Origin of the sequence: Methylobacterium sp. (genome assembly GCF_019745455.1) — a bacterium.
Taxonomy (GTDB): Bacteria; Pseudomonadota; Alphaproteobacteria; order Rhizobiales; family Beijerinckiaceae; genus Methylobacterium.
In genome coordinates, this window is record NZ_JAIETD010000052.1 from 13307 (window position 1) to 39999 (window position 26693).

Annotated in this window: 26 protein-coding genes and 1 riboswitch; of the genes, 15 read left to right on the forward strand and 11 right to left on the reverse strand. The window is 64.5% G+C overall.

The window, feature by feature from the left end; genetic code table 11:
* Positions 1 to 13 precede the first annotated feature (13 nt).
* The 4 genes from pheT to rpmI all read right to left on the reverse strand — a co-directional run bounded on the left by pheT (position 14) and on the right by rpmI (position 4434).
* Complete coding sequence (pheT, locus tag K2Y56_RS12875) at positions 14 to 2434, reverse strand: phenylalanine--tRNA ligase subunit beta (protein WP_292507825.1); 2421 nt, start codon at positions 2432 to 2434, stop codon at positions 14 to 16.
* A gap of 166 nt (positions 2435 to 2600) precedes the next feature.
* A complete protein-coding gene (pheS, locus tag K2Y56_RS12880; RefSeq protein ID WP_292507828.1) occupies positions 2601 to 3683 on the reverse strand; it encodes a phenylalanine--tRNA ligase subunit alpha in 1083 nt (360 codons plus the stop codon).
* A gap of 135 nt (positions 3684 to 3818) precedes the next feature.
* Complete coding sequence (rplT, locus tag K2Y56_RS12885) at positions 3819 to 4187, reverse strand: 50S ribosomal protein L20 (RefSeq protein WP_292507830.1); 369 nt, start codon at positions 4185 to 4187, stop codon at positions 3819 to 3821.
* A 43-nt stretch (positions 4188 to 4230) separates the two neighbouring features.
* Positions 4231 to 4434 carry a 50S ribosomal protein L35 gene (gene rpmI, locus K2Y56_RS12890; protein ID WP_018044555.1) on the reverse strand — a complete coding sequence of 68 codons (204 nt, stop codon included), beginning with the start codon at positions 4432 to 4434 and terminating at the stop codon, positions 4231 to 4233.
* 375 nt (positions 4435 to 4809) lie between these two features.
* Between rpmI and K2Y56_RS12895 the strand changes: the two genes are divergently transcribed.
* Positions 4810 to 5946: a glycosyltransferase family 4 protein gene (locus K2Y56_RS12895; RefSeq protein WP_292507832.1), complete on the forward strand. Its 1137-nt coding sequence runs from the start codon at positions 4810 to 4812 to the stop codon at positions 5944 to 5946.
* A gap of 195 nt (positions 5947 to 6141) precedes the next feature.
* Positions 6142 to 8484 (forward strand): glycogen debranching N-terminal domain-containing protein, encoded by a 2343-nt coding sequence (locus tag K2Y56_RS12900; protein WP_292507834.1) that lies wholly within the window; start codon positions 6142 to 6144, stop codon positions 8482 to 8484.
* A gap of 126 nt (positions 8485 to 8610) precedes the next feature.
* Here K2Y56_RS12900 and infC read toward each other — a convergent pair whose 3' ends face one another.
* Positions 8611 to 9132 carry a translation initiation factor IF-3 gene (infC, locus tag K2Y56_RS12905; protein WP_292507836.1) on the reverse strand — a complete coding sequence of 174 codons (522 nt, stop codon included), beginning with the start codon at positions 9130 to 9132 and terminating at the stop codon, positions 8611 to 8613.
* A gap of 215 nt (positions 9133 to 9347) precedes the next feature.
* Entirely contained in the window at positions 9348 to 10577 is a 1230-nt protein-coding gene (locus K2Y56_RS12910) for a glycosyltransferase family 4 protein (protein WP_292507838.1), read from the reverse strand.
* Between the two features lie 193 nt (positions 10578 to 10770).
* On the opposite strand from K2Y56_RS12910, the gene K2Y56_RS12915 reads away from it, so the two are divergent.
* Entirely contained in the window at positions 10771 to 11553 is a 783-nt protein-coding gene (locus K2Y56_RS12915; protein WP_292507840.1) for an alpha/beta hydrolase, read from the forward strand.
* Here K2Y56_RS12915 and K2Y56_RS12920 read toward each other — a convergent pair.
* Together K2Y56_RS12920 and K2Y56_RS12925 are read right to left on the reverse strand one after the other, a co-directional pair.
* Positions 11540 to 11824 (reverse strand): DUF1150 domain-containing protein, encoded by a 285-nt coding sequence (locus K2Y56_RS12920; RefSeq protein WP_292507841.1) that lies wholly within the window; start codon positions 11822 to 11824, stop codon positions 11540 to 11542. The two genes, K2Y56_RS12915 and K2Y56_RS12920, sit on opposite strands and share 14 nt — an antisense overlap.
* A gap of 82 nt (positions 11825 to 11906) precedes the next feature.
* On the reverse strand, positions 11907 to 12341 hold the full coding sequence (locus tag K2Y56_RS12925) for an Hsp20 family protein (RefSeq protein ID WP_292507843.1): 435 nt from the start codon (positions 12339 to 12341) through the stop codon (positions 11907 to 11909).
* A 543-nt stretch (positions 12342 to 12884) separates the two neighbouring features.
* Between K2Y56_RS12925 and K2Y56_RS12930 the strand changes: the two genes are divergently transcribed.
* The 8 genes from K2Y56_RS12930 (at position 12885) to flaF (ending at position 17662) form a co-directional block, all read left to right on the forward strand.
* On the forward strand, positions 12885 to 13292 hold the full coding sequence (locus K2Y56_RS12930) for a Tat pathway signal protein (protein WP_292508043.1): 408 nt from the start codon (positions 12885 to 12887) through the stop codon (positions 13290 to 13292).
* 66 nt (positions 13293 to 13358) lie between these two features.
* On the forward strand, positions 13359 to 14048 hold the full coding sequence (locus tag K2Y56_RS12935; RefSeq protein WP_292507845.1) for a MotA/TolQ/ExbB proton channel family protein: 690 nt from the start codon (positions 13359 to 13361) through the stop codon (positions 14046 to 14048).
* A gap of 46 nt (positions 14049 to 14094) precedes the next feature.
* Positions 14095 to 14562: a protein TolR gene (tolR, locus tag K2Y56_RS12940; RefSeq protein ID WP_292507847.1), complete on the forward strand. Its 468-nt coding sequence runs from the start codon at positions 14095 to 14097 to the stop codon at positions 14560 to 14562.
* Between the two features lie 4 nt (positions 14563 to 14566).
* Positions 14567 to 15619, forward strand: coding sequence for an energy transducer TonB (locus K2Y56_RS12945; RefSeq protein WP_292507849.1), 1053 nt, complete (start codon positions 14567 to 14569; stop codon positions 15617 to 15619).
* Positions 15620 to 15630: 11 nt separating this feature from the next.
* A complete protein-coding gene (locus K2Y56_RS12950) occupies positions 15631 to 16158 on the forward strand; it encodes a metallophosphoesterase family protein (RefSeq protein WP_292507851.1) in 528 nt (175 codons plus the stop codon).
* 120 nt (positions 16159 to 16278) lie between these two features.
* Positions 16279 to 16590, forward strand: a complete 312-nt coding sequence (locus K2Y56_RS12955; protein ID WP_292507853.1) for a hypothetical protein — start codon at positions 16279 to 16281, stop codon at positions 16588 to 16590.
* 98 nt (positions 16591 to 16688) lie between these two features.
* Positions 16689 to 16847: a hypothetical protein gene (locus K2Y56_RS12960; protein ID WP_292507855.1), complete on the forward strand. Its 159-nt coding sequence runs from the start codon at positions 16689 to 16691 to the stop codon at positions 16845 to 16847.
* Between the two features lie 455 nt (positions 16848 to 17302).
* Complete coding sequence (gene flaF, locus K2Y56_RS12970; protein WP_292507859.1) at positions 17303 to 17662, forward strand: flagellar biosynthesis regulator FlaF; 360 nt, start codon at positions 17303 to 17305, stop codon at positions 17660 to 17662.
* Positions 17663 to 18060: 398 nt separating this feature from the next.
* On the opposite strand, the gene K2Y56_RS12975 is transcribed toward flaF, so the two are convergent.
* Positions 18061 to 18897, reverse strand: coding sequence for an alpha/beta hydrolase (locus K2Y56_RS12975; RefSeq protein WP_292507861.1), 837 nt, complete (start codon positions 18895 to 18897; stop codon positions 18061 to 18063).
* A 121-nt stretch (positions 18898 to 19018) separates the two neighbouring features.
* A riboswitch (TPP riboswitch) is annotated at positions 19019 to 19122 on the forward strand.
* A 64-nt stretch (positions 19123 to 19186) separates the two neighbouring features.
* Here K2Y56_RS12975 and thiC point away from each other — a divergent pair.
* Entirely contained in the window at positions 19187 to 21079 is a 1893-nt protein-coding gene (gene thiC, locus K2Y56_RS12980; protein ID WP_292507863.1) for a phosphomethylpyrimidine synthase ThiC, read from the forward strand.
* Between the two features lie 249 nt (positions 21080 to 21328).
* The gene (locus tag K2Y56_RS12985) at positions 21329 to 21712 is read left to right on the forward strand and encodes a hypothetical protein (protein ID WP_292507865.1); all 384 of its coding nucleotides are present in this window, start codon (positions 21329 to 21331) and stop codon (positions 21710 to 21712) included.
* A gap of 289 nt (positions 21713 to 22001) precedes the next feature.
* On the opposite strand, the gene K2Y56_RS12990 is transcribed toward K2Y56_RS12985, so the two are convergent.
* Positions 22002 to 24098 carry a flagellin gene (locus K2Y56_RS12990; RefSeq protein WP_292507867.1) on the reverse strand — a complete coding sequence of 699 codons (2097 nt, stop codon included), beginning with the start codon at positions 24096 to 24098 and terminating at the stop codon, positions 22002 to 22004.
* A gap of 237 nt (positions 24099 to 24335) precedes the next feature.
* On the opposite strand from K2Y56_RS12990, the gene K2Y56_RS12995 reads away from it, so the two are divergent.
* A complete protein-coding gene (locus tag K2Y56_RS12995; protein WP_292507869.1) occupies positions 24336 to 24752 on the forward strand; it encodes a flagellar biosynthesis repressor FlbT in 417 nt (138 codons plus the stop codon).
* A gap of 252 nt (positions 24753 to 25004) precedes the next feature.
* Entirely contained in the window at positions 25005 to 25640 is a 636-nt protein-coding gene (locus K2Y56_RS13000; RefSeq protein WP_292507870.1) for a sigma-70 family RNA polymerase sigma factor, read from the forward strand.
* Positions 25641 to 26269: 629 nt separating this feature from the next.
* Here K2Y56_RS13000 and K2Y56_RS13005 read toward each other — a convergent pair.
* Positions 26270 to 26584, reverse strand: a complete 315-nt coding sequence (locus tag K2Y56_RS13005; protein WP_292507872.1) for a hypothetical protein — start codon at positions 26582 to 26584, stop codon at positions 26270 to 26272.
* Positions 26585 to 26693 lie beyond the last annotated feature (109 nt).

Below are 26693 nucleotides of genomic sequence, written 5' to 3' on the forward strand. Positions count from 1 at the left end.
GCCGGCTCGCGTCTCAAGAGCGCAAAGTCGCGCCGGTCTTGCGCGAGACCTCCGCGACGATGCGGGAGTTCACCTCCTCGATCTCGGCATCCGTGAGGGTCCGCTCCACCGGCTGAAGCCGGACGGCGATGGCCACTGACTTCGAGCCCTCCGGAATGCCGACGCCCTCGTAGAGGTCGAAGACGGTCACGTCGGCGATCAGCTTGCGTTCGGCGCCCTGCGCTGCCTTCAGGACATCGCCAGCCGGCACGTCGCGGCCGACGATGAACGCGAAATCGCGCGAAATCGGCTGGAAATCGGACAGGGCGAGTAGCGGCTTGACCTTGGTCGGCCGGTATTTCGGCAGCGGCACCGCATCGAGGACGATCTCGAAGGCGACGACCTGACCCTTGAGATCAAGGGCTTTCATCGTGCGCGGATGGATTTCGCCAAAATGACCGACGATGATCTTAGGTCCGAACTGGAGAGTGCCCGAACGGCCGGGATGGAGCCAGGACGGACCGCCGGCGACCACCTGCAAGCCACTCGTGGGAACACCGAGGCTGGCGAGCAGGGCCATGGCGTCGGCTTTCGCCGCGAAGACGTCGACGCTTGGAGCCGCACCGTCCCAGTGGCGACCGGCACCGGCATGTCCCGCGCTGCCCCGCCGGATGGCCGCCGCCCGCATAGTCTGGCCCTCGGGCTGGTCGTCCGCGAAACATTGGCCGACCTCGAAAAGAGCGACGTCGCCATAACCGCGGTCGGCGTTGCGCTGCGCGGCGCGCAGGAGGCCCGGCACCAGGCTCGGGCGCATGTCGGAGAGATCGGCGGCGATCGGGTTGGCCAGTGCCAGGTTGGCATTGCCGCCCCCGAACAGGACCGCGTCGTCATGGCCGATGAAAGACCATGTCACCGCCTCGACGAGGCCGCGGCTGGCGAGGTCTCGCTTGGCGAGCCGGGTGCGCTTCTGCAGCACCGTGAGGGCAGGCTTGCCGACCTCCATGACCTTCGGCAGGGGCTTCGGGGTGATCTGGTCGAGGCCAGCGATGCGGATGATCTCCTCGACGAGATCGGCCTTGCCGCCGATGTCGGGGCGCCAGGACGGAGGAAGAACCTTGACGCGATCGCCCGACCCCGAGACGTGGAAGCCGAGGGTCTCCAGGGTGACCTTCATTTCGGCACGCGACAATTCGATCCCGGCGAGGCGACGGGTTTCGGACCAGGGGAAATCGATAATCCGGTCGATCTCCGGTGGTTCGCCGAACACGAGGGCCTCGCCGGCACTGCCCCCGCAAAGATCGAGGATCATGCGGGTGGCAAGATCGAGGCCCGGAAGCGCGAAGATCGGATCGACGCCGCGCTCGAAGCGATAGCGCGCATCGGTCGCCACACCGAGCCGACGCCCGGTGCGGGCGATGTTCAGGGGATCCCACAGTGCGGATTCCACCAGGACATCGACGGTGCCGGCGTCGCAACCGCTGGCTTCGCCGCCGATGATGCCGGCAATGGATTCCGGGCCGTCCGCATCGGCGATCACCACCATCTCTGGATCGAGCTGGTAGGTCTTGCCGTCGAGGGCCTTCAGTTCCTCGCCGTCTCGCGCGCGGCGGACCGTGAGGCCGTCCTTCACTTTGGCGGCATCGAAGACATGGAGCGGCCGGCCCCGATCGAGTGTGATGTAGTTCGTGATGTCGACGAGGGCGTTGATCGGGCGGAGGCCGACGGCGCGCAGCCGCGCCTGCATCCAGTCCGGCGAGGGGCCGTTGCGGACGCCGCGGACGAGACGCACGGCGAAGAGCGGGCAGAGGTCGCGGTCTTCGGGGGCGAAGTCGAGCTTCACCGGAACCGTGCAGGCGCCCTCGCCTCTCACCGGGCGCAGCGGCTCGCGCTTGAGGTTGCCGAGGCCGGTGGCAGCGAGGTCGCGGGCGATGCCGGTGACTGCCGTGCAATCGGGCCGGTTCGGCGTGAGGTTGATCTCGATGACCGGATCGTCGAGGCCGGCATAGAGCGCGTAGGGCTCGCCGACGGAGGCGTCGTCGGGAAGCTCCATGATGCCGTCGTGATCGTCGCCGAGACCGAGCTCGGCGCCCGAGCACAGCATGCCCCGGCTTTCGACGCCGCGGATGGTGCCGACCGACAAGGTGATGTCCTTACCCGGCACGTAGGTACCCGGCGGGGCGAAGACGGAGATCAGGCCGGCCCGGGCGTTGGGCGCGCCGCAGACCACCTGAACCGGCGTCCCTCCGCCTGCATCGACGCTGCAGACCCGCAGGCGATCGGCATTGGGATGCTGCTCGGCGCTGAGAATGCGCGCGACCACATAAGGCTTCAGGTCGGCCGCCTTGTCCTCGATCCCCTCGACCTCCAGGCCGATCCGCGTCAGCGTCTCGGCGACGGTGTCGAGGGAGGCCTCGGTTTCGAGGTGTTCCTTGAGCCAGGAGAGAGTGAATTTCATCGGTTCGACCTTCGGCTCATGGAGCCCAGTTCTCGGCGATCAGCAGAACCGCGAGCAGCTTGCGATCTTGGAGTTTATCTTTGTCGCTCAACACCCCGGATGAGACGGAAGCTTGAGGGAATTCCGCTTCCGGCGCAGCGGGCAGATCTCCCCCAAAGATCGGCTTTCAACCCGTCAGCCCGCTCACCAAGCTCGGAATGTCCAACGGACGGAAGCCGTAATGGTCCAGCCAGCGGACGTCGGCCTCGAAGAACGGGCGCAGGTCCGGCATGCCGTATTTGAGCATTGCGATCCGGTCGATGCCAACGCCGAAGGCGAAGCCCTGGACCGCATCGGGGTCGAGCCCGCAATTCCGCAGCACGTTCGGATGGACCATGCCGCAGCCGAGGATCTCGAGCCAATCGGTACCCTCGCCGAAGCGGATCTCGCCGCCCTTGCGCGAACATTGGATGTCGACCTCCGCCGAGGGCTCGGTGAAGGGGAAGAAGGACGGCCGGAACCGCATCTTGACCGCGTCGACCTCGAAGAAGGCGCGGCAAAACTCTTCAAGCACCCATTTCAGGTTCGCGATGTTCGCCGCCTTGTCGATGACGAGCCCCTCGACCTGATGGAACATCGGCGTGTGGGTTTGGTCGGAATCGTGGCGATAGGTGCGGCCAGGGCAGATCACGCGGATCGGCGGCTCCTGCGAGCGCATCGTCCGGATCTGCACCGGCGAGGTATGGGTGCGTAGCACCTTGCGCTGGCCATTGCGGTCGGGGGCAAGGAAGAAAGTGTCGTGCATCTCGCGGGCCGGATGGCCTGGCGGGAAGTTGAGCGCCGTGAAGTTGTAGTCGTCGGTCTCGATGTCTGGCCCCTCGGCTACGGAGAAGCCCATATCGGCGAAGATCGCCGTGACCTCGTCCATCACCTGGCTGATCGGATGGATGCGCCCCCTCACCTCTGGCGCCTCGCGCACGGGCAGGGTGACGTCCACGCGCTCGGTCGAGAGACGAGCTTCGAGCGCCGCTTCCGCCATCGCCTCGCGGCGTTGGCCGATCGCGTTCTGAACCCGGTCTCGCAGGCCGTTGATAAGGGGCCCACGCTCCTTACGCTCCTCGGGGCTCATGGCGCCTAGGGTCTTGAGCAGTTCGGAGACCGAGCCCTTCTTGCCCAAAGCCGCCACGCGAACGGCATCCAGAGACGCTTCGTCGGCAGCCGCATCCACCTGGTCGAGAAGGTCGCGTTCAAGGCTATCGAGTTCGGTCATCGCGTGAAGCTCGGCAGGTTCGACGGAACGGGTCCCGGCGCGGGAGTTAAATGACTTGGGCCCAGAAAACGAGAAGGCGCGGCACCTCAACGGGCCGCGCCTCTCGAAGCAGACGTCGCGAGGGCGTGAGACGCCTCAGGCGGCCTTTGCGGTGATGGCAGCCTTTGCCTTTTCCACCACGGCGGCAAAGTTCGCCGGCTCGTGGATGGCAAGCTCGGACAGCGCCTTGCGGTCGACGACAATGCCGGACTTCGCCAGGGCGTCGATGAAGCGCGAATAGGTCAGGCCGTGCTCGCGGACAGCCGCGTTGAGGCGCTGGATCCAGAGAGCGCGGAAGGTGCGCTTCTTATTCTTGCGATCGCGGTAGGCATACTGCATGCCCTTTTCGACCGCCTGCTTGGCGATGCGGATTGTATTCTTGCGGCGGCCATAATAGCCGCGGGCTGCCTTCAGGACTTTCTTGTGCTTCGCGTGACTGGTCACGCCGCGTTTGACGCGGGCCATGGTCGATCTCCTGGATTAGAAAACAGTATCGGCTGGCGAAGAATTACCGGCTGTTGGGCAGGAAATACTTCTTCACGTTGGCGGCATCGCCCTCGAACAGGGTGGTGGTGCCACGCAGGTTGCGGATCTGCTTCGTCGTCCGCTTGATCATCCCGTGCCGCTTGCCGGCCTGGGCGTACATGACCTTACCGGTCCCGGTGATCTTGAAGCGCTTCTTGGCGCCCGACTTCGTCTTCAGCTTGGGCATTTGGCTCTCCTGATGCGAATGCCGTCCGGGCCGGGAAGGACCGGAGACACGCGCTCGATTGATGCTTCTGATGGAGCAGCACGAACCGCCACGGCAGCCCTGATCGGCCGGGCGGTTCAACGCGAGGGGGCGTATGACAGAAAAGGGACGCGCATTCAATGCCAGACGCTGAGACCATTCCGGCGCTGGCCGCGTTCCTGCATCGCCGCTCACGATAAAGGCGGGATTTCGGGGACATCGTGGGAGAAAAGTAAAAAGCTCCTGGCGGTCTGGTGCGGTGCGGAACCATAACCTTGGCTGTCGGTTTCGTTCATGTCCCACTCAGGCCGGATCGCGTTAGGTCGGCGCAACATTCGACCTCACAGGAGACACTTCGTGCGCATTGCCCAGATCGCTCCGCTCTCGGAGGCAGTCCCTCCGAAGTTCTACGGCGGCACAGAGCGTGTCGTATCATGGATCACGGAAGAACTGGTCCGTCAGGGACACGACGTCACCCTGTTCGCCAGCGGTGATTCGGAGACTTCGGCAAAGCTCGCAGCCTGCACTCCGGAAGGCTTGCGTCTGCTCGGATATCGCGATCATACCGCGAGCCATCTCGCGATGCTGCATCAAGTACGCCGCCGGGCGCACGAGTTCGATGTGCTTCACTTCCACATCGATCTGCTTCAGTACCCGATGTTCGAAGATCTGAATCATAAGTGCTTGACCACGATGCACGGCCGTCTTGACGTGCCTGACTTCATGCCGGTCTACCGCACCTTCACGGGCATGCCGCTGGTGTCGATCTCCGACAATCAGCGCGAGCCGATGCCGCCGACCGTGAATTGGCTCTCGACCATCCATCATGGTCTGCCTTCCGAGAACTGCCCTTTCCACCCAGAGGCGAAAGGCGGCTACCTCGCCTTCCTCGGCCGCATTTCTCCAGAGAAGCGTCCCGACCGCGCCATCGATATGGCAATTCGCGCAGGCGTGCCGCTGAAGATCGCCGCCAAGGTCGACAAGGCCGACAAGGATTACTGGGACGAGGTCATCGAACCGATGATCCACAACCCGCTGATCGAATTCATCGGCGAGATCAACGAGGAGCAGAAGAAGGACTTCCTCGGCAACGCTCTGGCGCTGGCTTTCCCGATCGATTGGCCCGAGCCCTTCGGCCTCGTGATGATCGAGGCGATGTCTGCCGGAACGCCCGTGATCGCGTTCCGCAACGGATCTGTGCCTGAGGTGATCGCCGACGGCGTCAGCGGCGTGCTGTGCGATACGATGGATGACGCGGTTGCGGCGGTTCACGAAGTGAAAACCATGAGTCGCGCAGGCGTTCGCCGTCACTTCGAGACCCAGTTCACCGCCGAGCGCATGGTGAAGAAATACGTCGCCGCCTACGAGCAGCTTCTTGCGGGCAAGCCGGACTTTATCACGGTCCCGTCGAGCGTACCGTCCTTCGCGCCCCATTTCGGCGAGCTCAACGGCTCGTCGCGGCCTTCACTGGCCGCTGCCGCAATGCCGGCCTGACGCTCCCGGCATCGGCCTTGCAACGCCCTTCCCAGACGGGTCGGGGGTTGCGAAAGTCGTCTCGACGGCTCACTGACACTGCCCTGAAGGGCCGCCGCATCGCTCGCAGCGAGGTGGCGGCCTTTCGATTCGCGACCTTCGACCCAAGTCCTCGTCCTTCGGGACAAGTCCTCGTTCTTCAGGAGACGCGCGAGCATGGCGGTGGACGACTTCACGGCAACGGCGCTGAGCGCCTCGGACTCGCTTCTTGACTCCGGTGGCACCAGGGGTTTCCAGGACGCCGACGACGTCCTGCCGCAATATCATATCGAGGCTCAGACCTCGCTCGTCGAGCGTCCGCTCCGTTCGCTGAAATACGGTGAAGCCTTCGCCGTGCTCGACAGCTACGGCGATATCGGCGTGCTGCCGGGTCCCGAGGGCCTGTACTTTCAGGATACCCGCTACCTCTCGCGCCTGCACTTCACCATCGAGGACCAGCGCCCATTGCTGCTCTCCTCGGTGATGCAGGACGATAACGGCGCCCTGAGCGTCGATATGACGACGCCGGATATCCGGGTCGACGCCCATGACGAAACGACGATCCCGCGCGAGCTCATCGCGATCGAGCGGACCAAGTTTCTCTTCAAGGGCACCTGCTACGACCGCATCGGCCTGCGCAACTACGATTCGAGGACGCGGCGGCTTCGCATCGCCCTTTCCTTCGATGCCGACTACAGGGACCTGTTCGAGGTCCGCGGCACCGCCCGCACCCATCGCGGCAAGCGCAGCGTTCAGGTCGCGAGCGATAGCGAAGTCCAGTTCCGCTATGTCGGACTCGACGAGATGGTGCGGACGACCAGCCTGCATTTCGGGCCGAAGCCCCAGGAGATCGCACCGGGACGGGTAACGTTTGACGTCACCCTCGCGCCGGGCGGGAGGACGTCCCTGTTCATCCGTACGGTCTTCGAGTGCCACCGAGCGTTCACCAGCGCTCCAGCGACGCAGCAGGTCGGCGAGGATGCCGCCGCCGGCCTCTCGCGGGCGGCAGGCAGCAATCCCGGTACGCGCCATCCGCGGGGCCTCGCGGAGGGCGTCATCTTCGCACGCGCCTACCGCGATTCGCGCCGCGATCTCCGGGCGCTGACCGCCGGCATCACCACCATCATCTCGTCGAACGACCAGTTCAACGAAGCGGCCTGCCGGGCTACCGCCGACCTCTACATGCTGGCAAGCCGCACGCCGGAGGGCATCTACCCCTTCGCCGGCATCCCCTGGTACTCAACCGTGTTCGGGCGCGACGGCATCATCACGGCGATGATGGCCCTCTGGATCGACCCGAATTTCGGCAAGGGCGTACTCGGCTACCTCGCCTCGACCCAGGCGAAGGCGATCGATCCGGCCGCCGACGCGCAGCCCGGCAAGGTGCTGCACGAGACCCGACGCGGCGAGATGGCGATGCTCGGCGAGGTGCCGTTCCGCCACTATTACGGTACGATCGACGGTACGCCGCTCTTCGTGATGCTTGCCTCGGAGTACTACGCCGTCACAGGCGACCTCGCGACGATCTCGAACATCTGGCCGGCCCTCGAACTTGCCCTCGAATGGATGGACAAGTTCGGCGACCGCGACGGCGACGGCTTCGTCGAATATGCCCGCGACACCGACAAGGGTCTGGAGAATCAGGGCTGGAAGGATAGCCACGATTCGATCTTCCACACCGACGGCCAGCTCGCCAAGGGTCCGATCGCGCTTTGCGAGGTCCAGGGCTACGTCTATGCCGCCAAGAAAGGCATGGCGAAGCTCGCTTCGCTTCTCGGGCACGACGACATGGCCGAGCGCCTCTCGGCCGAGGCCAAGGCCATTCGGGCGGCCTTCGACGCCGCGTTCTGGAACGAGGAGATCGGAACCTACGTGCTGGCTCTAGACGGCGAGAAAAAGCAATGCGCCGTGCGCTCGTCCAATGCCGGCCACGCGCTCTTCACGGGAATTGCACTGCCGGAACGGGCCGCAAGCGTCGCCGCCAATCTCCTTTCGAAAGATGGCTTCAACGGTTGGGGCGTACGGACCATCGCCCGTGGCGAGGCCCGATACAATCCAATGTCGTACCACAACGGCTCGATCTGGCCGCACGACAACGCGATGATCGCCCTGGGGCTGGCACAATATGGCCTGAAGCGTGAGGCGGCCAGGATCTTCGAGGGTATGTTCGATACCGCCCTCTACCAGGAGCAGAAGCGCCTGCCGGAGCTGTTCTGCGGCTTCATGCGACGCAAGCAGCGCGGGCCGGTCTCCTACCCGGTCGCCTGCTCGCCGCAGGCTTGGGCGGCGGCGGCTCCCTTCGCCTTCCTGGCGGCTTGCATCGGCCTCGACCTCCAGCACGACCGCAACCGTATCCGACTGAAGAACCCGACGCTGCCGAGCTTCCTCGACGGCGTGTCGATCTTCAACCTGAAGCTCGGAGAGTCGCGGATCGATCTGCGCCTGCAGCGCTATGGCGACGACGTCACCGTCAACGTCCTACGCCGCAAGGGCGACGCGCAGGTGTCGGTGGTGAAATGACATCCTCTCGGCCATTGCCTCCTCTGGAGGTGATGGCCTGCCGAACCCTCGATGTGTGAACAAATGAAAATGCCGCATCCGAGAAGGAAGCGGCATGTTTCAACTATACACGCTGTCGATCGCGCCTCAGCGCGGAGCCAGGATCATGATCATCTGGCGGCCCTCGAGCATCGGCTCGCTTTCGACCTTGGCAATCTCCTGGGTCTCGTTCTTGACCCGCTCGAGCAGGCGCAGACCGATATCCTGGTGGGCCATCTCGCGGCCACGGAATCGAAGGGTCACCTTGACCTTGTCGCCTTCCTCGAAGAACCGCTGAACGGCTTTCATCTTGGTATCGTAATCGTGCTTGTCGATGCCGGGACGGAGCTTGATCTCCTTGACCTCGACCGTCTTCTGCTTCTTGCGGGCCTCGTTCTGCTTCTTCTGCTCGTTGAAGCGGAAGCGGCCGTAATCAAGGAGCTTGCAGACGGGAGGAACGGAGTTCGGTGCGATCTCGACGAGGTCGAGGCCTGCCTCCTCGGCCATGGCCAAGGCATCGAAAAAGGCGACGACGCCACGGTTCTGCCCGGTATCGTCGATGAGCTGGACTTCGCGGACACCGCGGATGTCCCGGTTGGCGCGCGGCCCGTCCTTCTGCGGGGCCGGCATGGCTCTCATTGGTCTACGAATGGCTTCAATCTCCTGATGAAACGACGAAACGGCAGCCGAGGGACAGGCCCGAGGGCTGGTCCTGGCCACCAATCGCTCCGGTAATCCGGTGCCGTTAGCTTGACTGAGTTCTGCGCCAAGTCAACCGGCTCGCACGGCTTTCGTTCATCCGATAGCCGATGACGTCTTGATCCTCGCCATGGCGATGAGCTTCCTCACACCGATGTCCGAGACCGGCCCAGCAAGCGAGCGTAGACGTCGAGGGTATCGCCAACCATACCTTCGAGGGAGAAATGCGCCTCGACATGGGCCCGGGCACGGCGAGCCAGGGCATCCCGAGCGCTCGCTCCGAGCCCGAGAACCTCGGTGAGGGCATCGGCCAGGGCCGCAGAGTCGCCGGGTGGAACGCGCCAGCCGGTTCGCTGGCCCGACGGCACGTCGGGCGGGGCAAGCACAGTCTCCGGTACGGCGCCGAGATCCGAAACGACGACGGGTGTTCCAAGGGCTTGCGCCTCGACGGCCGAGCGGCCGAAGGCCTCCGGCTCGATCGACGGCACCGCCACGACGGAGGCCGCCCGGAATGCGGCAGGCATGTCGGTGCAATGTCCGACCCGGCGCACGGTGCCGTCGAGGCCGCGGGCCGCGACGAGCCCATCGAGCTCGCGCTCATAGGTGGCTCGTCCCTGAGGATCCCCGGCAAGGACGAAGGCGACATCGCGCAGGCCCCGGTCGCGCATCAGAGCCGCCGCTTCGATAAGAACGCGCTGGCCCTTCCAAGCGGTCAGGCGCGCAGCGAGGAGGACGACCCTCTCGTGAGGCGCCACGCCCCATGCCCGGCGCAGTGCTTCCACTCTTGCCGATGAGACAGCGCCTGGGGAGAACTGAGCGAGATCGGTACCGCGATGGATAACCTGCACTCTGTCGCCCGCCTGGTCCGCGTGCAGGCTCCGAATCAGATCGGCGGTGTAGTGCGAGTTGGCGATCACGACATCGCCGCGGGCCATCACCGAATTGTAGAGCACTTTCACCCCGGTACGGCCGGAATAGCTGCCGTGATAGGTGGTGACAAAGGGCACCCTCATCCGCCGCGCCGCGCCAAGGGCGACCCAGGCCGGTGCCCGGGAACGGGCATGAACGAGGTCTACCCCCTCGCGCCGGCACAATCTGGCAAGGCGCCCGACGTGCAGAGCCATTCCGAATGGGTTCTTGGAAGCGGCGGGGAACGGCAGCCAAATCCCGCCCTTTGCCTGAAGTTCACCGACGAGGCGTCCGCCTTCGGTGGCGACGAGCGCGCGTGCACCGGCCGCGGTGAGGGCGGCTGCGACGTCCACGGTCGTGCGTTCGGCGCCCCCTGCATCGAGTGCGGGAATGATTTGGAGGATCGTCGCCCCGGCCAGCGGCGTCTTCTCGATCGGAAAGGTGCCGGCGGATCGCGTATCGTTCATCGCAACCGACCACGGGAACAGGCTTGGCGATTGGAACACAGAAGCAGGCCGAGCGTGCGTTCCGAGCCTCCTACGAGGCAGTCACGTGGCATTTTTGCTATCATACCATACCATCGGCCCTGCGCTTTACGGTTCGGTAAACGACGTGCGAAGGCTGCCGCTCAATTGCAACCTATCAACGGCGAAACGCAGCATGCCCGCACACCCGAGCGTCGCGAAGGAAGTCGTGGTCGGTAGCGGCTCTTGCCCGCGGACGCTCGCGGTCAAGGTCCGTGATGGAGCCGGACCGCCGGTGGTGTGGCTCGGGGGGTTCCGCTCCGATATGGGCGCCACCAAGGCGTTGGCGATTGATGCCTGGGCCGAGGCTACCGCTCGCAGATTCGTACGCTTCGACTATTCCGGCCACGGGCAGTCCGGCGGACGCTTCGAGGACGCGACGATCTCCACTTGGCTCGAGGATGCCCAAGCCGTCATCTCGGCCTATGCGGAGGAACGCCCGGTTCTCGTCGGCTCGTCGATGGGCGGATGGATCGCGGCCCTCGTGGCGCGTGAGCGGCAGCGACGAGGCATGCCCGTTGCGGCCCTAGTCCTGATCGCGCCGGCGTTCGACTTCACACAGAGCTTGATGTGGGAGCGCTTCCCGACGGAGATCCGCGACACGCTGGAGCGCGACGGAGTCTGGTTACGCCCGACCGAGTACGGTCCCGACCCGGTTCCGGTGACCCTCGCGCTGATCGAGGATGGACGCCGCCACAGCATCATGGGTGCGCCATTCGATCCCGGATGCCCGGTCCACATCCTTCAGGGCATGAACGATCCAGACGTCCCCTACGAGCACGCGCTGCGAATTGTCGGCCTGCTGCCGAAGGCGGGGACCGTCCTAACCTTGATGGCAGATGGCGACCACCGCCTGTCTCGCCCCGAGGATATCGCGAGGCTGGTGGCGGCGGTGGCCGAAACCGTCAATGCAGGCTGACGGTGACGAGGTCCTGAGCGGTGGCGTTGGCAACCACGAGTTCGCGGGAATCGGCAAGCAGAATCGGCGTGCCGTTAGCCGAGAGCAGGGCGAAGAGGTTGAGCCCGGGCATGAGTTCCGGCGCCTGTGGGAATAACCTCCGCACTTCGTCCGAGCGGATCGCACGGACATAGGCGATGTGCCCCTCGCCAAGAGCGGCGAGATCGGAGGGATTGAAATCGGCCGGATCGAGTTCGGCCCGGGTGATCGGGTTCTGGCTGATATCGGACATGGAGCCCTCCTTTCGAGGCAGAGCAGTCGTTGGGTAAACGCGGCCCGCTTCAGACGGCACCGCGGATGAAATACGAGCTGCGTTAAAGATCTCGCGAGACGATCGCGATCTTACGAACGATCCGCTCCGGCTCCGGCCGGGTCAGATCGATGGAGAGGAGGCCGTTGGCGAGGTCCGCTCCAATCACTTCCATGCCGTCGGCCAAAAGGAACGACCTCTGGAATTGACGGGCAGCAATACCGCGATGGAGGAACTGGCGCGACTTGTCGTCGATCTGTCGTCCCCGCACGACGAGTTGGTTCTCCTCCAGCATCACGTCGAGCTCGTCCTGAGTGAAGCCCGCCACGGCAAGGGTGATGCGAAGGCGCTCCGGCTCGTCTCCCGACCGGGCGACCCGCTCGATATTATAAGGCGGGTAGCCATCGTTGCCGCCCTTCGAAACCCGGTCCAGGGCCTGCTCGATCTCGTCGAAGCCGAGCAGGAAAGGATGACCGAACGGAGAGGGGCGTGTCGTCACGGGCAAGGTCCTCGGCGAAGCCCCGAACGAGGGGCGCTTCGATGTCGGGGCCCGCTTAAGGCAGCACCCCTGCCGATGTTTCGCATCGACTGATTGCGATATGGCGGTCGCTCGACACCGCATCAAGGGTCTGGTGCAACTGACGAATAATCAAGGTTCGACCTGCCGCCACCTCACGGCCCATCGCTGAGTTCGGGAGCATTCGGCAAGGGCATGCGGGAGGTTTCGGCATGTCCACGGCCAGCTATCCGCGCGACCGGGCATGTCTGTAACAGTTTGGAACTACTCTCATTTTCTGACGCGGGCTTGATCAGCCCCGTACCCTTCGGTTAATCCCCCGGGGACGTCGCGGACATCGGCAAGGCATCCAGACTTGGCTGCTGAGTCGATGCGTCGGCGATCCCCGTGCTCGGCTTCGCGGCTTTGCGCCGGGACGAGAAGCCGGTGCCGCGCGGGCTGCCATTCGCCACCGAGGAAGCCAGGATCGATATGTCGAGCGCCGCGTCATCTCAAGGTCGTCCTCGCCGCCGCGATCGATGCTTCATGGCGGTTGCCAGCACCCTGGCTCTCGTGGGGCCGGCGCTCGCCCAGGACGCATCGCCGACGCCGCTCAAGCTCGAGCTCAACCGGCTGGAGCCTTCGGGCGAGGCCTGCCGCACTTACCTCGTCGTCGACAACAGCCGAGGCGCAGCGCTGAAATCGCTCAAGGTCGACCTGTTCGCGTTCGATACAGAAGGCGTTGCTCAGAAGCGGCTCGCCGTCGAGCTTGGGCCGATCCCCGACAAGAAGACGATTGTCCGCCTGTTCGACTTCCCCACCATCGCCTGTCCGAAGATCGGACGCGTCCTCCTCAACGACGTCCTCGCTTGCGAGGGCGGTCAGGCCACTCGCGAGACGTGCCTGGAGCGGATCGTGACGGAGAGCAAATCCACGGCCGCCTTCGCGCGCTGAGCCGCCAGACCATCCTGCTCGTGGCCTCGCTGCGGGCGTCCTGAACTTTGAACTCGAGGGACCCTCATGGACCCGACGCACGCGCCCGCCGAGATCGCACACGACCTCTCCTTCCTCGGCCTGTTCCTTCAGGCCGACCCGATCGTGAAGGGCGTGATGATCTTGCTCGTGGTCGCCTCGGTCGCCTGCTGGACAGTGGTCTTCGAGAAGGTGCTGCGCTTCGCCAAGGCGAAGCGTCAAGCGAAGGCCTTTGAGGCGCAGGTGCGGGCGAACGCCACTCTCAGCACGGAGGGTAACGGCCTGTCCGGGATCATCGCCAAAGCCGGCGTCGAGGCCTGGCGCGACCAGGATGCGTCGGAGACACGGGCCGAGCGCCGCGACCGCATCGAGCGGGCGATGCGGGCGGCGTTGACCGCCGAGATCAAGCGCCTTCAGATCGGCCTGCCGCTTCTTGCCACCGCCGGATCCACGGCCCCCTTCATCGGGCTGTTCGGCACGGTCTGGGGCATCATGAACTCGTTCTCGGCCATCGCGAAAAGCCAGGACACCTCCCTGGCGGTCGTGGCGCCTGGTATCGCCGAGGCGCTCTTTGCCACGGCGATCGGGCTCATCGTCGCGATCCCGGCCGTCATGGCCTACAACAAACTCACGAACGATCTCGGCCGCATCCAGTCCGGCTTCGTTTCCACGATCGGCCTTCTCGGCAATCGCCTCGCGCGCGACCGCTCGGGACAGACCCGCGCCGCTGCGGAATAGCCGGTTCCTTCGAAGCACCCGTAGAGACACCCCGAGGAACATCACGATGGCGATGGGTTCTGTCCGCGCCTCCGGCAACGACGACGAAGACGGCTTCGACGCCGCACCGATGTCCGAGATCAACGTCACGCCGATGGTGGACGTGATGCTGGTGCTGCTCATCATTTTCATGGTGGCCGCGCCGCTGATGACGACCGGCGTACCTGTGCAATTGCCGAAGACGACGGCCGCCAAGGTGGCGCAGGCCAAGAAGCCGCTCGAGATCTCGATCGACAAGGACGGCCAGCCATTCCTCGCCAAGGAATCGCTGAGCCCCGAGACGATCCTGCCGAGGCTGCGGGCCCTCGCCGCCGAGGATCCGAACCAGGTCATGCTGGTTCGTGGCGATCGCGACGTGCCTTACGGCAAGATCATGGAGGTCATGGGCCTCGTGGGACAGGCCGGCTTCACAAAGGTGTCGCTGATCGCCCAGTCGCCGGGCGGAGCGCAGGCACCGACAGCGGCGCCACGATAGCCCGATGAGCATGTCCACGACAATCGACCAACCCGGAGGACCTCCTTCCGGCCTCGGACCGGCGTTTCTCGTGGCGCTGCTCGTCCACGCCGCGGCATTGGCGGGCCTTGCCCTCTACACGCCCGTATCTCCTGCACCGCCCGGCGAGAACACCATCACGATCGATCTTGCCCCACAGATGACGGAGGCGGATTCCCAAGCGCCAGCTGATCAGGCTCAGGCCGAGCCGCCGCCGACGGCGACGGAGCCCGTCGAAACACCAGACACCGTAGACGCGGTGCTCCCGCCGGACGTCGCCGCCGTGGCGCCGGAAGACACGACCACGGCGAAGCCCCCGGAAGCCGAAATCGCCCCTCCGACGGAGGCTGTCGTCGCAGCACCACCGCAGGATCAGATCGTCACCTCCACCGCCGAGCAGGCGGCCTCAATCGAGGCGCCGCCGGAAGTGGTCGCGGAGACGCCGCCGCCACCCGTCGTTCCGGACCCTCCTAAAGCCGCCGTGGTGCCCAAGCCGGTGAAACCGCAGCCGGATCCTGCGAAGCTCGAAGCGGCCCGTCAAGAGGCCAAGCGCGAGGCGAAGCGGATCGCCGAGATCGAAGCGCGTCGCAGAGCGGAGATCGAGGCCAAGCGCGAGGCCAGAGCCAAGGCAGCACGGGAAGCGGCCAAGGAGGCAGCCAAGCGCAGTGCCGAGACGAACACGGCGAGAGGAGCTCAGAACTCGGCTTCCGCCTCTCGTCAGAACAGCGCGGGTGCCGCGGCGGGTGGCAATGACCCAAGCGCCTTGAGGGCTTGGCAGGGAGCGCTCAGTTCAGCGATCCATGGCCGCATGGACCGTAACGCTGCCGCGGGTACGGCTGGGGGTGTCGCCGTCGTGCGATTCACCGTCTCCCGGTCGGGTCAAGTGACGAGTTCAGGCCTCGCGCGCAGCAGCGGCATCGGGCCGATCGACAGTGCCGCCCTCGCCACGGTTCGAGGTTCCTTGCCGGCGGCTCCATCAGGTGTCTCGGTAAGCAACCTCTCGGTCACCGTGCCGCTTCGCTTCAGTCCGGGCCGATAACGGTTCCCGAGGTGGCTGTCTGGTTCACCAGCGACACGCATTTCGGCGATCCAAGGATCCTCAGGATCGACAGGCGGCCGTTCCCGGACCTCCCGCGCCATGACGCGGCCCTGATCGCCAACTGGAACGCGATCGTCGCTCCGGACGACGAGGTCTGGCACCTTGGTGACTTCGCCCTCGGGCCCTCGGACCAGAGGGTGGCCGAAATCCTGGGGCAACTCCACGGCACCAAGCACCTCATCATCGGCAACAACGACGGCGCCGGCACCCTCGCCGCCGGCTGGACCTCCATCGCGCATTACGCCGAAATCACAGTCGAGGAACGCCGCCTGGTGCTCTGCCACTACGCTTTCCGCACATGGAACCGGATGGGCAGCGGGGTGATCAACCTCCATGGTCACTCGCACGGCATGCTGAAGCCTGTCCCCCGGCAGTACGATGTCGGGGTCGATTCCCAGGGGTTCGCTCCGGTTCAATTGCCGAGCATCTTGACGTCGCGCAGGCGCAAAATTGCAGTGCACACATCGTCGGAACCATAAGCTCTGCGTCGATGTTTCATGCCCAGAACGAGCGATGACTGGCTCAGCCCTCGGCTCATGAGGGGCGTTCGCGGTCTCGATCAGATCATTTCTTTTACTCGATCCTTAAGGATTGGTCCGATGCGCAATCTGCTGCATGCGAAGCTGGCTGCGATCCTCATCCTGAGCGCTGCCAGCCCTGCTTTCGCCCTTCCGACATGTGGTGAGGGACAGCGTAAGCTCGAAGAAGTCAGCGCACTCCGTTTCCAAGCCCGTCAGGAGTCCCGAATCGGAGATAGAGATCGGGTTTGCGATACACTCGACGAGATCGGCGACCGTGTAGGCGACGCCCGCGACGAGTTCGAAGATTGCGGCGCCACGATGGCTGCGATCGACCTGCGAAGCGAATCCCGTGCTCTGCGGGCAGCGAAAGCTGTCAACCGCTGCAACTAAATGGCTCTCGTGTTGCTGCGCACGCCGGCCGTCACCCGAATCGTTCACACCTTCTCATGAACTGAGCGAACCACCGGCTCATCCGAAAGCTTGCCGTCATGAAAACGATGTCCTCGACCAACGACCTTTCGGTATTCCCTGGCCAGATTGACGGAGTCGGCGCCAAAACCGGCCCGTCCTTCGCAGCCGCCCTCTGCGGGTTCGTCAGCACCACCGTCGCGACGACCATGCTGATGTTCTTGCTGAGTTCCGTCTGAGGGGCGAACCCGGCAAGCTGCGTTGTGTCAATGCGGCGCCACTGACCAGAAACGACGCCTGGAGAAGAGCATCTCCGGTTGACCGACGGGGGCATCGACAGACTTTCCGACGCTCAAGCACGGGCATTCCGGGCGAGGTTGGGAAGGCGCCGCCAAGGTGATCGGCGCTGCCGGTGTCGTGATACCGAGGCGTGATTGCACTTCGGGATGACGGGCAGCGGCGATGATCGCAATGCTGGCGACCAAACCGCCGGCGACTGTGCCCAGGATAAAATTCATCATCCCCGTTTGTCCCGCGCTCCGCTGCCTCTCGTAAGGGCGGCGCGCATTGGTGCGTCATCGAGCTTATCGACGCGATTGAGGCAAGATGGCGATTACCCCACGTTAACACATGGATGCCTAGCTTAAGCGTCGCGATCCTGAAACAGGATCGCCCTGATTCAACGAGGATCGCGATGAGCTACGGGGCCAATGCCTACGCCAGGGTATCCCAGACTGCGCTGACCCCGCGCGAGGCGGAAGCTGCAGTTCTGACCAAAGCCGCCAGCCGACTGCAAGCCATCCAGGGTGACTGGGCGAACCTCTCGGGCGGGCTCAACGAAGCCCTCAACTTCAATCAAAAAGTCTGGACGATTCTGGCAGGCGCCGCGACCGCTCCGGAGAGCGCGCTTCCCGCGGATATTAAGGAAAGCATTGCACGGCTTTCGGTATTCGTGTTTCGACGTATGATCGACGTGCTGGTCGAGCCGCAGGCCGAGAAGCTCTCCGCGCTCATCAACATCAATCATCAGCTCGCCGCAGGCCTCCGGAACTGAACGTGATGCGAGCGGGCGTCCGCGCATCAACTGCTCGCTAATCCTTGGAACTGTCTTGAGCATGTCTCGCGAGAGATGCGGTTCCTGCAAGGCAACGTCGGCCGGGCGCTCTGTACCGCAATGACTCCGACTGATCGCCGCCGATGCCAGCGGTCCGACTTTCGTCGCTCGAACGACCTATGTCAAAGACGTCGAGGCTGCAGGAAAGCCAGCCTTCGGAAACCGACATTGTAAGCTTTAGACCTGAACTGATTGAAGTACTGCATTCGTTTTTAATCCATATGAATGCATAGCTTCGGTAATATCTTAGGATCGGGATGTCGGAAAGAAACGTCCGGCACGGCCTCGCTGGCGTTTTCGATCACCGTCGGCGAGGCCAACCCTTCCGTCGGATGAAATCATGGGGTGATGGCGCCGGCCTCACAAGCGATGCGAGATCTGAATTTCGCCTCGGCCGACCCATCGCGAACGCCAAGGATCGACACGTGGTCGCCTGGCAGGATCTCGACCCGGGCATTCGGCAAGATCGTCGCCACGAGCTTTTCCGCCAGCCTTGCCGGGATCACCGGATCGGCGTCGCCGTGAACCACCAGGACCGGGCGCGTTTCGTCGGCGATCCGGAGGTCGGAGCGCCAGGAATCCCGCAACAAGGCCGTCGGCAGGAGCGGGTAGCGAATTCGAACCAGATTCAACAGCGAATCGAACGGTGCTTCGAGGTATAGTCCGAGATGGGACGTCTTCGATGAGGTCGCGACGGCGACGGCCGCGCCGAGTGAGTGACCGTGCAAGAGAATGGGCGCTGTCGGGGCCGATTGCCGGACGAAGTGCAACGCTGCGTCTGCATCGGCGATAAGGCCCACTTCGCTCGGCGAGCCCGTGGAGCCCGGATAGCCACGGTAGGCCAACGCAAGCACGCCCCAGCCATGGGCGCGCCAAGGTCCATCTGCGAAACGCGCAGCGGCCCATTCGGGAAGTGACGCATTGCCGGGGAACGTCAGGACAACCCCGCATCCGGGGCGGGGCGGCTTCCAGAGAGCGAACAGGCGCTCGCCGTCGGCGGTCTCGATGGTCACCTGGGCGACCCCCGGAACCCTCCGGTCGGCTGGAATAGCGGCCATGTCGAAGGCCAGCGGATAGATCAGCCGGCGCTGGAACATCACCAAGCCCACGACCATCGATGCGACCGCAAGAACAACGACGGCGGCGATCACGACGAGGAGGCGAATGGTGTCCATCCAGGCAGGCAGCAGCCCCTGAGGCGTGAAACGGGTTAGCCGGTTGACCCCAGCTTGTCACGGGCGTGGCCGGGTCGAATCAGCCGGCATTTGACAAAAGCCGAGCGAGGCCCGACCCTGAAGACGTTCCGAGGGGGGCCCGTCCGGGCTGAGATTGGGCTTCTCGCCCTGACCCTTGAACCTGATCCGGTTCGTACCGGCGGAGGGACGGGAACGAGACGGCGCTTGTCGCCGCGCCGCCTGACGTCGTCGTCGAATGCGGGTCGCCTCCAGCGCCAGGAGCCGCCCGATGAATGCACCCGTTCTCCCCAAAGATCTTCCAAAAGGCCAGCCGCAGGCCGTGACCACCGGCCCGATCATTGGCTCGCGTAAAGTCTACGCGACCGTGGCCGGCCGAGAAGATGTCCGCGTACCGTTCCGTGAGATCGGGTTGAGCGATCCGAAGGAGGCTCCGGTCCGGGTCTATGATCCGTCCGGACCCTACACGGAGACGGACGCCAGGATCGACCTCAATGCCGGGTTGCCGCTGGTGCGCGAGCCTTGGATCGCCAAGCGCGGCTATGCCACGGTGACGCCGCGCGCGGTCAAGCCCGAGGACAACGGCTTTGTTCCGGAAGACAAGCTCGTCGCCCCCTGCCCTGCCGAGCGCACGATCCGCAAGGCCGCGCCTGGCCAGATGGTGACGCAGTACGAGTTCGCCCGCGCCGGCATCGTCACCGAGGAGATGATCTACGTCGCGCACCGCGAAAACCTCGCCCGGGAGGCGATGCTCGAGGGCGCCGAGGCGGCGCTCGCCGACGGCAACAGCTTCGGCGCCGCGCTGCCGCCCTTCATCACACCGGAATTCGTCCGCGAGGAGATCGCCCGCGGCCGCGCGATCATCCCGGCCAACATCAACCACCCAGAGGTGGAGCCGATGGCGATCGGCCGGAACTTCCTCGTGAAGATCAACGCCAATATCGGCAACTCGGCCGTCACCTCGTCTGCGGCCGAGGAGGTCGAGAAGCTGGTCTGGGCGACGCGCTGGGGCGCCGACACGGTCATGGACCTGTCGACGGGGCGCAACATCCACAACATCCGCTCCTGGATCGTCCGCAACTCGCCTGTCCCGATCGGTACGGTGCCGATCTACCAGGCGCTGGAGAAGGTCGGCGGCGATCCGCTCAAGCTCGACTGGGAGGTCTTCAAGGACACGCTCATCGAGCAGGCCGAGCAGGGCATCGACTACTTCACCATCCATGCCGGCGTGCGCCTCGCCCATGTGCCGCTGACCGCGCGCCGCGTGACCGGCATCGTCAGTCGCGGCGGCTCGATCATGGCGCGCTGGTGCCTCGCCGGGCACCGGGAGAGCTTCCTCTACGAGCGCTTCGACGAGATCTGCGACATCTGCCGAGCCTACGACGTCTCGTTCTCGCTCGGCGACGGCCTGCGTCCGGGCTCGATCGCCGACGCCAACGATGCGGCGCAGTTCGCCGAGCTGGAGACGCTCGGCGAGCTCACCAAGATCGCCTGGGACAAGGGCTGCCAGACCATGATCGAGGGCCCCGGCCACGTGCCGATGCACAAGATCAAGGTGAACATGGAGAAGCAGCTCGCCGAGTGCGGTGAGGCGCCGTTCTACACGCTCGGACCGCTGACCACCGACATCGCGCCGGGCTACGACCACATCACTTCCGGCATCGGCGCCGCGATGATTGGCTGGTTCGGCTGCGCCATGCTCTGCTACGTGACGCCGAAGGAGCATCTCGGGCTGCCCAACCGCGACGACGTCAAGACCGGCGTCATCACCTACAAGATCGCCGCGCATGCCGCCGATCTCGCCAAGGGGCACCCGGCGGCGCAGCTGCGCGACGACGCGCTCTCACGCGCCCGCTTCGACTTCCGCTGGGAGGACCAGTTCAACCTCTCCCTCGATCCGGACACGGCCCGCGCCTACCACGACGAGACACTGCCCAAGGACGCCCACAAGGTCGCGCATTTCTGCTCGATGTGCGGCCCGAAGTTCTGCTCGATGAAGATCACGCAGGACTTGCGCGCCGAGGTCCTGGCGATGGAGGCGGCGGGTGAGGTGCTGGGCGAGGCGACGCCGATGAGCGCCGCCGAGCGCGAAGCCGGTATGGCGGCGAAATCCGCCGAGTTCCTAGCCGACGGCGGCAAGCTCTACGTCGACGCGGCGGAGTAGTCAGGCCGCCGGAATGACGAGTGGGCGGCCGGAACTCGTCCGGCCGCCCACCTTCAAGTACGTGTAATTCCGAAAATTCGGACATAATCGATCAACACCGACGCGAATACATAAAAATTGAATTATCGCGTTTTCGCATCCTTCAGGATGCGCGCGTTCAACCGTGGGGCGGACAAAAATCTTAAGATACGATTCACGCGACAGGATGTTTCTGGTTGCATGCCACGACCAGATCAGAAAGGGCGTGCGATGAGTATCTTGGAACTGTCGGGGGCTTCCCCGATCCGCAACCCGACCCCGGCTCCCGTCCAGGCGGTCCGGCCCGTCGAAGCGCCGAAGCCCCCTGCCGCACCTCTCGAACCGGCTGTGCGCGTCGATATCCGCTCGGGCGATCGCCCTGCCCCCGCTGTCGAGGAAGAACGGCCGGTCGAAGCGGCTCCTGTTGACCAGAACGAGCGTCGCGTCAGGATCGACGAGGACACCAAAAGTCTCGTCTACCAGGTCGTCGATCCGGCATCCGGCGACATCGTCGTGCAGTTGCCCGATCCCGTGGTGCTGAAGGCCCGCGCCTACGCGGAAGCGGCGGCCGCCAAGCTCCAGTCCAACGAGAGGCCCCTCGACCGCACGGCCTGAGACCTGCGCTCTTCAACCTTGTGCGACGAGACGAGAGAGGCCGGGCAAGAGCCCGGCTTCTCTCGTTTTCGTTTGTCGCACGGGCAATGATCCCGGCTCCGCAGGATGCGTCAGGCCGCGATATGAGAGGCGCCGAGATCCATGAAGATGACAGCTGCCGGCGAGCGCACCGGCGCCCCCTGCCCGCGCCACGAAAAAGGCCCCCGGAGCCGAAGCCCCGGGAGCCTGTATCGTGCGAGCGAGACCCGCTGGGTCGAGAGCGGCCCCGTCTCCGGGGCCGCTTCCGCCCTTAGCGGAGGAGCTGCAGGATGCCCTGGTTCGCCTGATTGGCGAGCGAGAGCGCCGAGATGCCGAGCGACTGGCGGGTCGACAGGGCCTGGGAGTTGGCGGCTTCCTCGTTGAGGTCCGCGTTCGTCAGGTTGGCCGAGCCGGTGTCGAGGATGTTGATCAGGTTCTTCGAGAAGTCCTGACGGTTCTGCACAACCGAGAGGTTGGAGCCGAAGGTCGAGGACTGGGCGCGAAGCTGGCTGGTGGCCGCCGTGATGGCCGTCAGCGTCTTGTTGATCTCGTCGTCGTTCTGGAAGCCGCCGGTCACGGAGGTGAGGCCGAGGCCGTCGGAGTCGAGCTTGGCGCCCGTGATGGTGATGCTCGACGAACCGGTCTCGTTGAAGGTCACCTTCAGCGAGTTCTCCTTCTCGTCGGTGCCCGAGCGGTACAGCAGGTTGATGCCGTTGTAGCTCGAGTCCTTGGCCTGCTGGGTGATCTGGTTCAGCAGCTCGTTGAACTGCTTGGCCAGCGACGTGCGGGTCGAGTTGGTCGAGCCGGTGCTGTCTTTGCCCGTCGAGGACACCTCGACAGCAGCGGCAGTCTTCTTCCCGAAGCCGATATCAATTTCGTCGGCGCCGGTGGTCGTCTGAGCAGCCTGGATCGTGATTTTCTGGCTCACACCCGTCGCAGTCGAGTTGATCTGGAGCTTACCGGCGCTGTCGAGGCTAGCCTCGACCTTGCCGCTCAGACCCGTATCGGCCTTGAACTGGGTGTTGATCGACGCCACGATCTCGGCAGGCGTGGCATTGGCGTCGAGAGTACCGCCAGTGCCGCCCTTGAGGTTGATCGTCTTGGCAGGTGCATCGCCGAGCTTGATCGTGAAGGATGCGTCCTTCGGTGTGGAGAAGTCTGTCGGACCAACCGGTACGACCACAGAGCCGGTGAGGCTCGCCTTGGCCGAACCGTCCGAAGCGTCAGAACCGGTAGCGGAAAGGCCAACAACTGCCGAACCCGCAGCTCCCACAACAAGTGCGCCAGTAGCAGCACCAGTCGTCACACCAAACCCAACGTCCACCTGAGTATTGCCGGTGGGCGGGGCTTTGACAGCAACGGTGATCGACGCGCTGGAGCCGAGGTCCTCAGACGTAAAGCGCAGGCTACCACCGCTGTTGCTGGCGGTGAGCGTCGAATTTGCAGCCTTGAGCTGGACGTTGATTGCGTCGGCCAGGTTGTCAGCGGTCGGGCTCGTTCCCAGGGCCGTTCCGTCGGCCTTCAAGGTCGTGGCGTCCAGGGCGATGTCCGTGTTGTTCACGCCATCGCTGACGGTGAGGTAGGATCCGGCCGTAGCACTGAAGGTCGTGACAGCAGAGGCGGCACCTGCTGTGCGCGTCGCTGCGGTCGGAGCTGTCGCCGACTTGCCGAAGCCGATGTCGAGCGTTGCGTTGGTCGAACCCGAGACGTTGAGCTTCTGCGTAGCACCAGCAGAAGTGGTCGTGAGGTTGATGCGCCCGTCGCTGCCGAGAGCGGCGGAGACCTTGCCCTTCAGCGTGCTGCTGCCGCTGATCTGGCTGTTGATGGCCGACACAACCTGCTCGCCCGTTACCTTCGTAAGGTCGCTGACCGAGCCCTTAAGGGTCGAGGAATCAAGACGGATTGTTGTCTTGCTGAGGCCACCATCGAGCGAGATATCGATCGAGCCGTCCTTGGCAAGCGAAGAGAAGTCGCGAGTGCCGTCGGTGGTGCCGGACTGGAAGGCAACGCTAGCGCTCACTGCAGCTGCCGAAGCCGGCTTGCCGCTGGAGATCGCGCTCTTGTCGGCCAGCGCCTGGTTGGCCGTGGACTTAGCAGAGTCGACCAGCTTCTGGATCGAGGTGATGCCCTGGTTGGCGGCCTGGATGGTCTGGACGCCGTTCGAGATGCCGTTGAGGAGCGCGCCGAGATCGCCGGAGCGGCCCGACAGGGCCTGCGAGGTGAAGAAGCTCGTCGGGTCGTCGAGGGCCGAGTTGACCTTCTTGCCGGTCGAGAGACGGTTCTGGGTGGTGGCGACGAGATCAGCCGTGCCCTGAAGCGAGAGCAGGTTCTGGCGGGTCGCGGAGGTAAGGGTGACGCCTGAGGACATGGTGGCTGATCCTTTTGATCTGGAAGCCCCCTTTTGGGAGCGTCGCCAAAGAACCATGGAGGCGTTGCGAAGCTCTTAAGCCATGACGTCAACGCATCCTTTCAATCATCCGTGATTTTTCGCGTCAACAATCGCCAAACTATATTGTTCAACGACTTAGCCACGACACGACTGTCAATTCTTCACCCTTCATTAACCATAAAACCCGATGGTCCGTTTCCAGCGGAGACGAGAGCCATGCCCCTGAAGATCGAACTGAAGCCGTTCGAGCGGCTGCTCATCGGCAATGCGGCGATCCGAAACGGCTCGCGCCGGGCGAGCTTCATCATCGAGACGGTGACGAAGTTCCTGCGCGAGAGCGACGTGATCACCGAGAGCGAGGCGGATACCGCCTGCAAGCGCCTCTATCTCACGCTCACGGTGATGTACCTGTCCGACGATCCCGCTGCGGCCGAGAACCTGTTCATCGCGCAGGCAAGCGAGCTGATGGCGGCGGTGCCGAGCACGGCGCCCTTCATCCAGGACATCTACAAGGAGATCGAGGCGAGAGAATTCTATCGTGCAATCAAGCGCGGAAAGGAGCTCGTGCAATACGAAACGAGCCTCGCCGACCGCCTGAACGCCTTGCCCGGCGAACGCGAGGGACCAGCCTGAGCCGCGGCGGCCGTCGACTGGTTTTCAACAATACGTATGCACCTAACGTGTGTTGATGCAGCAACGGTCCGTTTCCCGGAACCTCCCGCCATCGCCGGGGAATGGAACGGGGCGGGCCTCGACTCGTCCGACCGTCATCCTTGGCCCAGTCCGGGAGACGGTCTCATCACACAGTCACGCACCACCGATGCAGAGTTACCGGCGTTCGTCCGGTTTCATCTCGGCGCTTCCCTCAGGGAAGCCTATACAGACGTGCCCTGGACCCCGTCCGAAAGGGTCACGGAACTTCTCGCGCAGCTCGAAGATGCTCTCGCCCGTGGCGGCGATGCGCAGCTTGCCGCAGAGATCCGCGTGGGCCTGCAGGAGAACATGACGCTCCTGCACCGCTTTGCCCTGTCGCTGACGAAGAACCCGGGCCGCGCCGAGGATCTCGTCCAGGACACGCTGCTGCGGGCTTGGAAGTACAGGCATCAGTTCGTCAGCGGCACCAACTTGCCGGCCTGGCTCAGCGTGATCATGCGCAACACCTTCTATTCGAACCAGCGCAAGCGCTCCCACGAGGTCGAGGACGGCGACGGCAGCTACGCCGCGCAACTTGTCTCGCTCCCGGCTCAGGGCGGCAGCCTAGACCTGCAGGACATGAAGGCGGCGATCGCCCGTCTTCCGCCGGAGATGGGTCGAACGCTGACGCTCGTCGCGATCGACAACCTCAGCTACGAGGAAGCCGCCACCGTGATGGGATGCAAGATCGGCACGGTGAAGAGCCGGTTGTGGCGCGCCCGCGAGCGCCTCGCCGAGACACTCGGCTACACGGCGGACGATATCGGGCCGGACAAGCTCGCGCGCTCCGCCCTGTCTCAGGACGGCGATAGCATCCGCGCCGGCTGACGTCGCATCCGCCCGCGGAGCGTGGCGTCGGGGATCGTCCTCAACGCTTCGGCACCCGAAGTCCCACGCGGATGAGCCCGCCTGCCAGCATGGCCCCGAACACCGCGACACGGCCGGCGCAGCGCTCCTCGCAGGCGATCAAGTTTTCGGTCGCCCTTAGCAGTGCGCAGGCGGCATCGGCGTGCACCGCCTCAGAAAAGTCTGGGCCGCAACTGTCGCATCGGACAGCGAGATGTTCGTGCCGGAAGAGGTCGTCTGAACCAACGCCGATGCTCGTTTAAGAACATATCAAGAACGAAATGCCCGTAAGATCTGGCGAGCGCGATGGAGCGGTGTGGATAGCGGGGAATTTTGCCGGCGCGCGCTTGGAAGGCTGGCGAGGTACCGACTCTTGACGCGATTCGTGAGTCATGCTCGCCTCGCGGTGGCACCGGGCGAGGTCGATATGCATTTCGCGTTGAATCAGGATGGCCCTGGTCAATGGGCATGGTGTCTGTGCGATAACGCGGGGAGCGAGATCGCGCGATCGTCCGTCGCCTATCCAAGCGAGGTCCAGGCCTCTGCTGCCGCGATGGCGTTCGCCCAGATGGTCGCCCAGGCGGGCCGTCAGATCAGGAGGCGATAGCGCATCAGGCGCTCGGCGAAACGGCTTCCACCTCGACGAGACTCAGAGTCCGAAGGATCGCCAAGGCCACAAGTTCGGCATCGACCTCTCCCTCCGATCCCGCCGCCAGTACGGCGACGGTGCTGACCTCCATCCCGGAGAGCTTGCCGACCACCACCTTCAGCACGCTGCCTTCCACCGCGTCCTCGTCGCGCACGAGACAGACGCGATAGCCATTCGCCTCGCCGTAGACGCGCTCGGTGGTGACCTCGACCCTGGAGTCGATCGCGGCCCTCGCCTCACGGGGCTTGCCGAAGGCGGGCCGAATGATGTTGTCCATGCAATGCCTATTCGCGGGCCGTCTCGGTCTTGGCAGGCGACCACGGCTTTCGAAGCGTCAGTTTTCTAGAGGCGCAAGCGAGTTGCGACAAATCCGAGTCTTTCCTTAC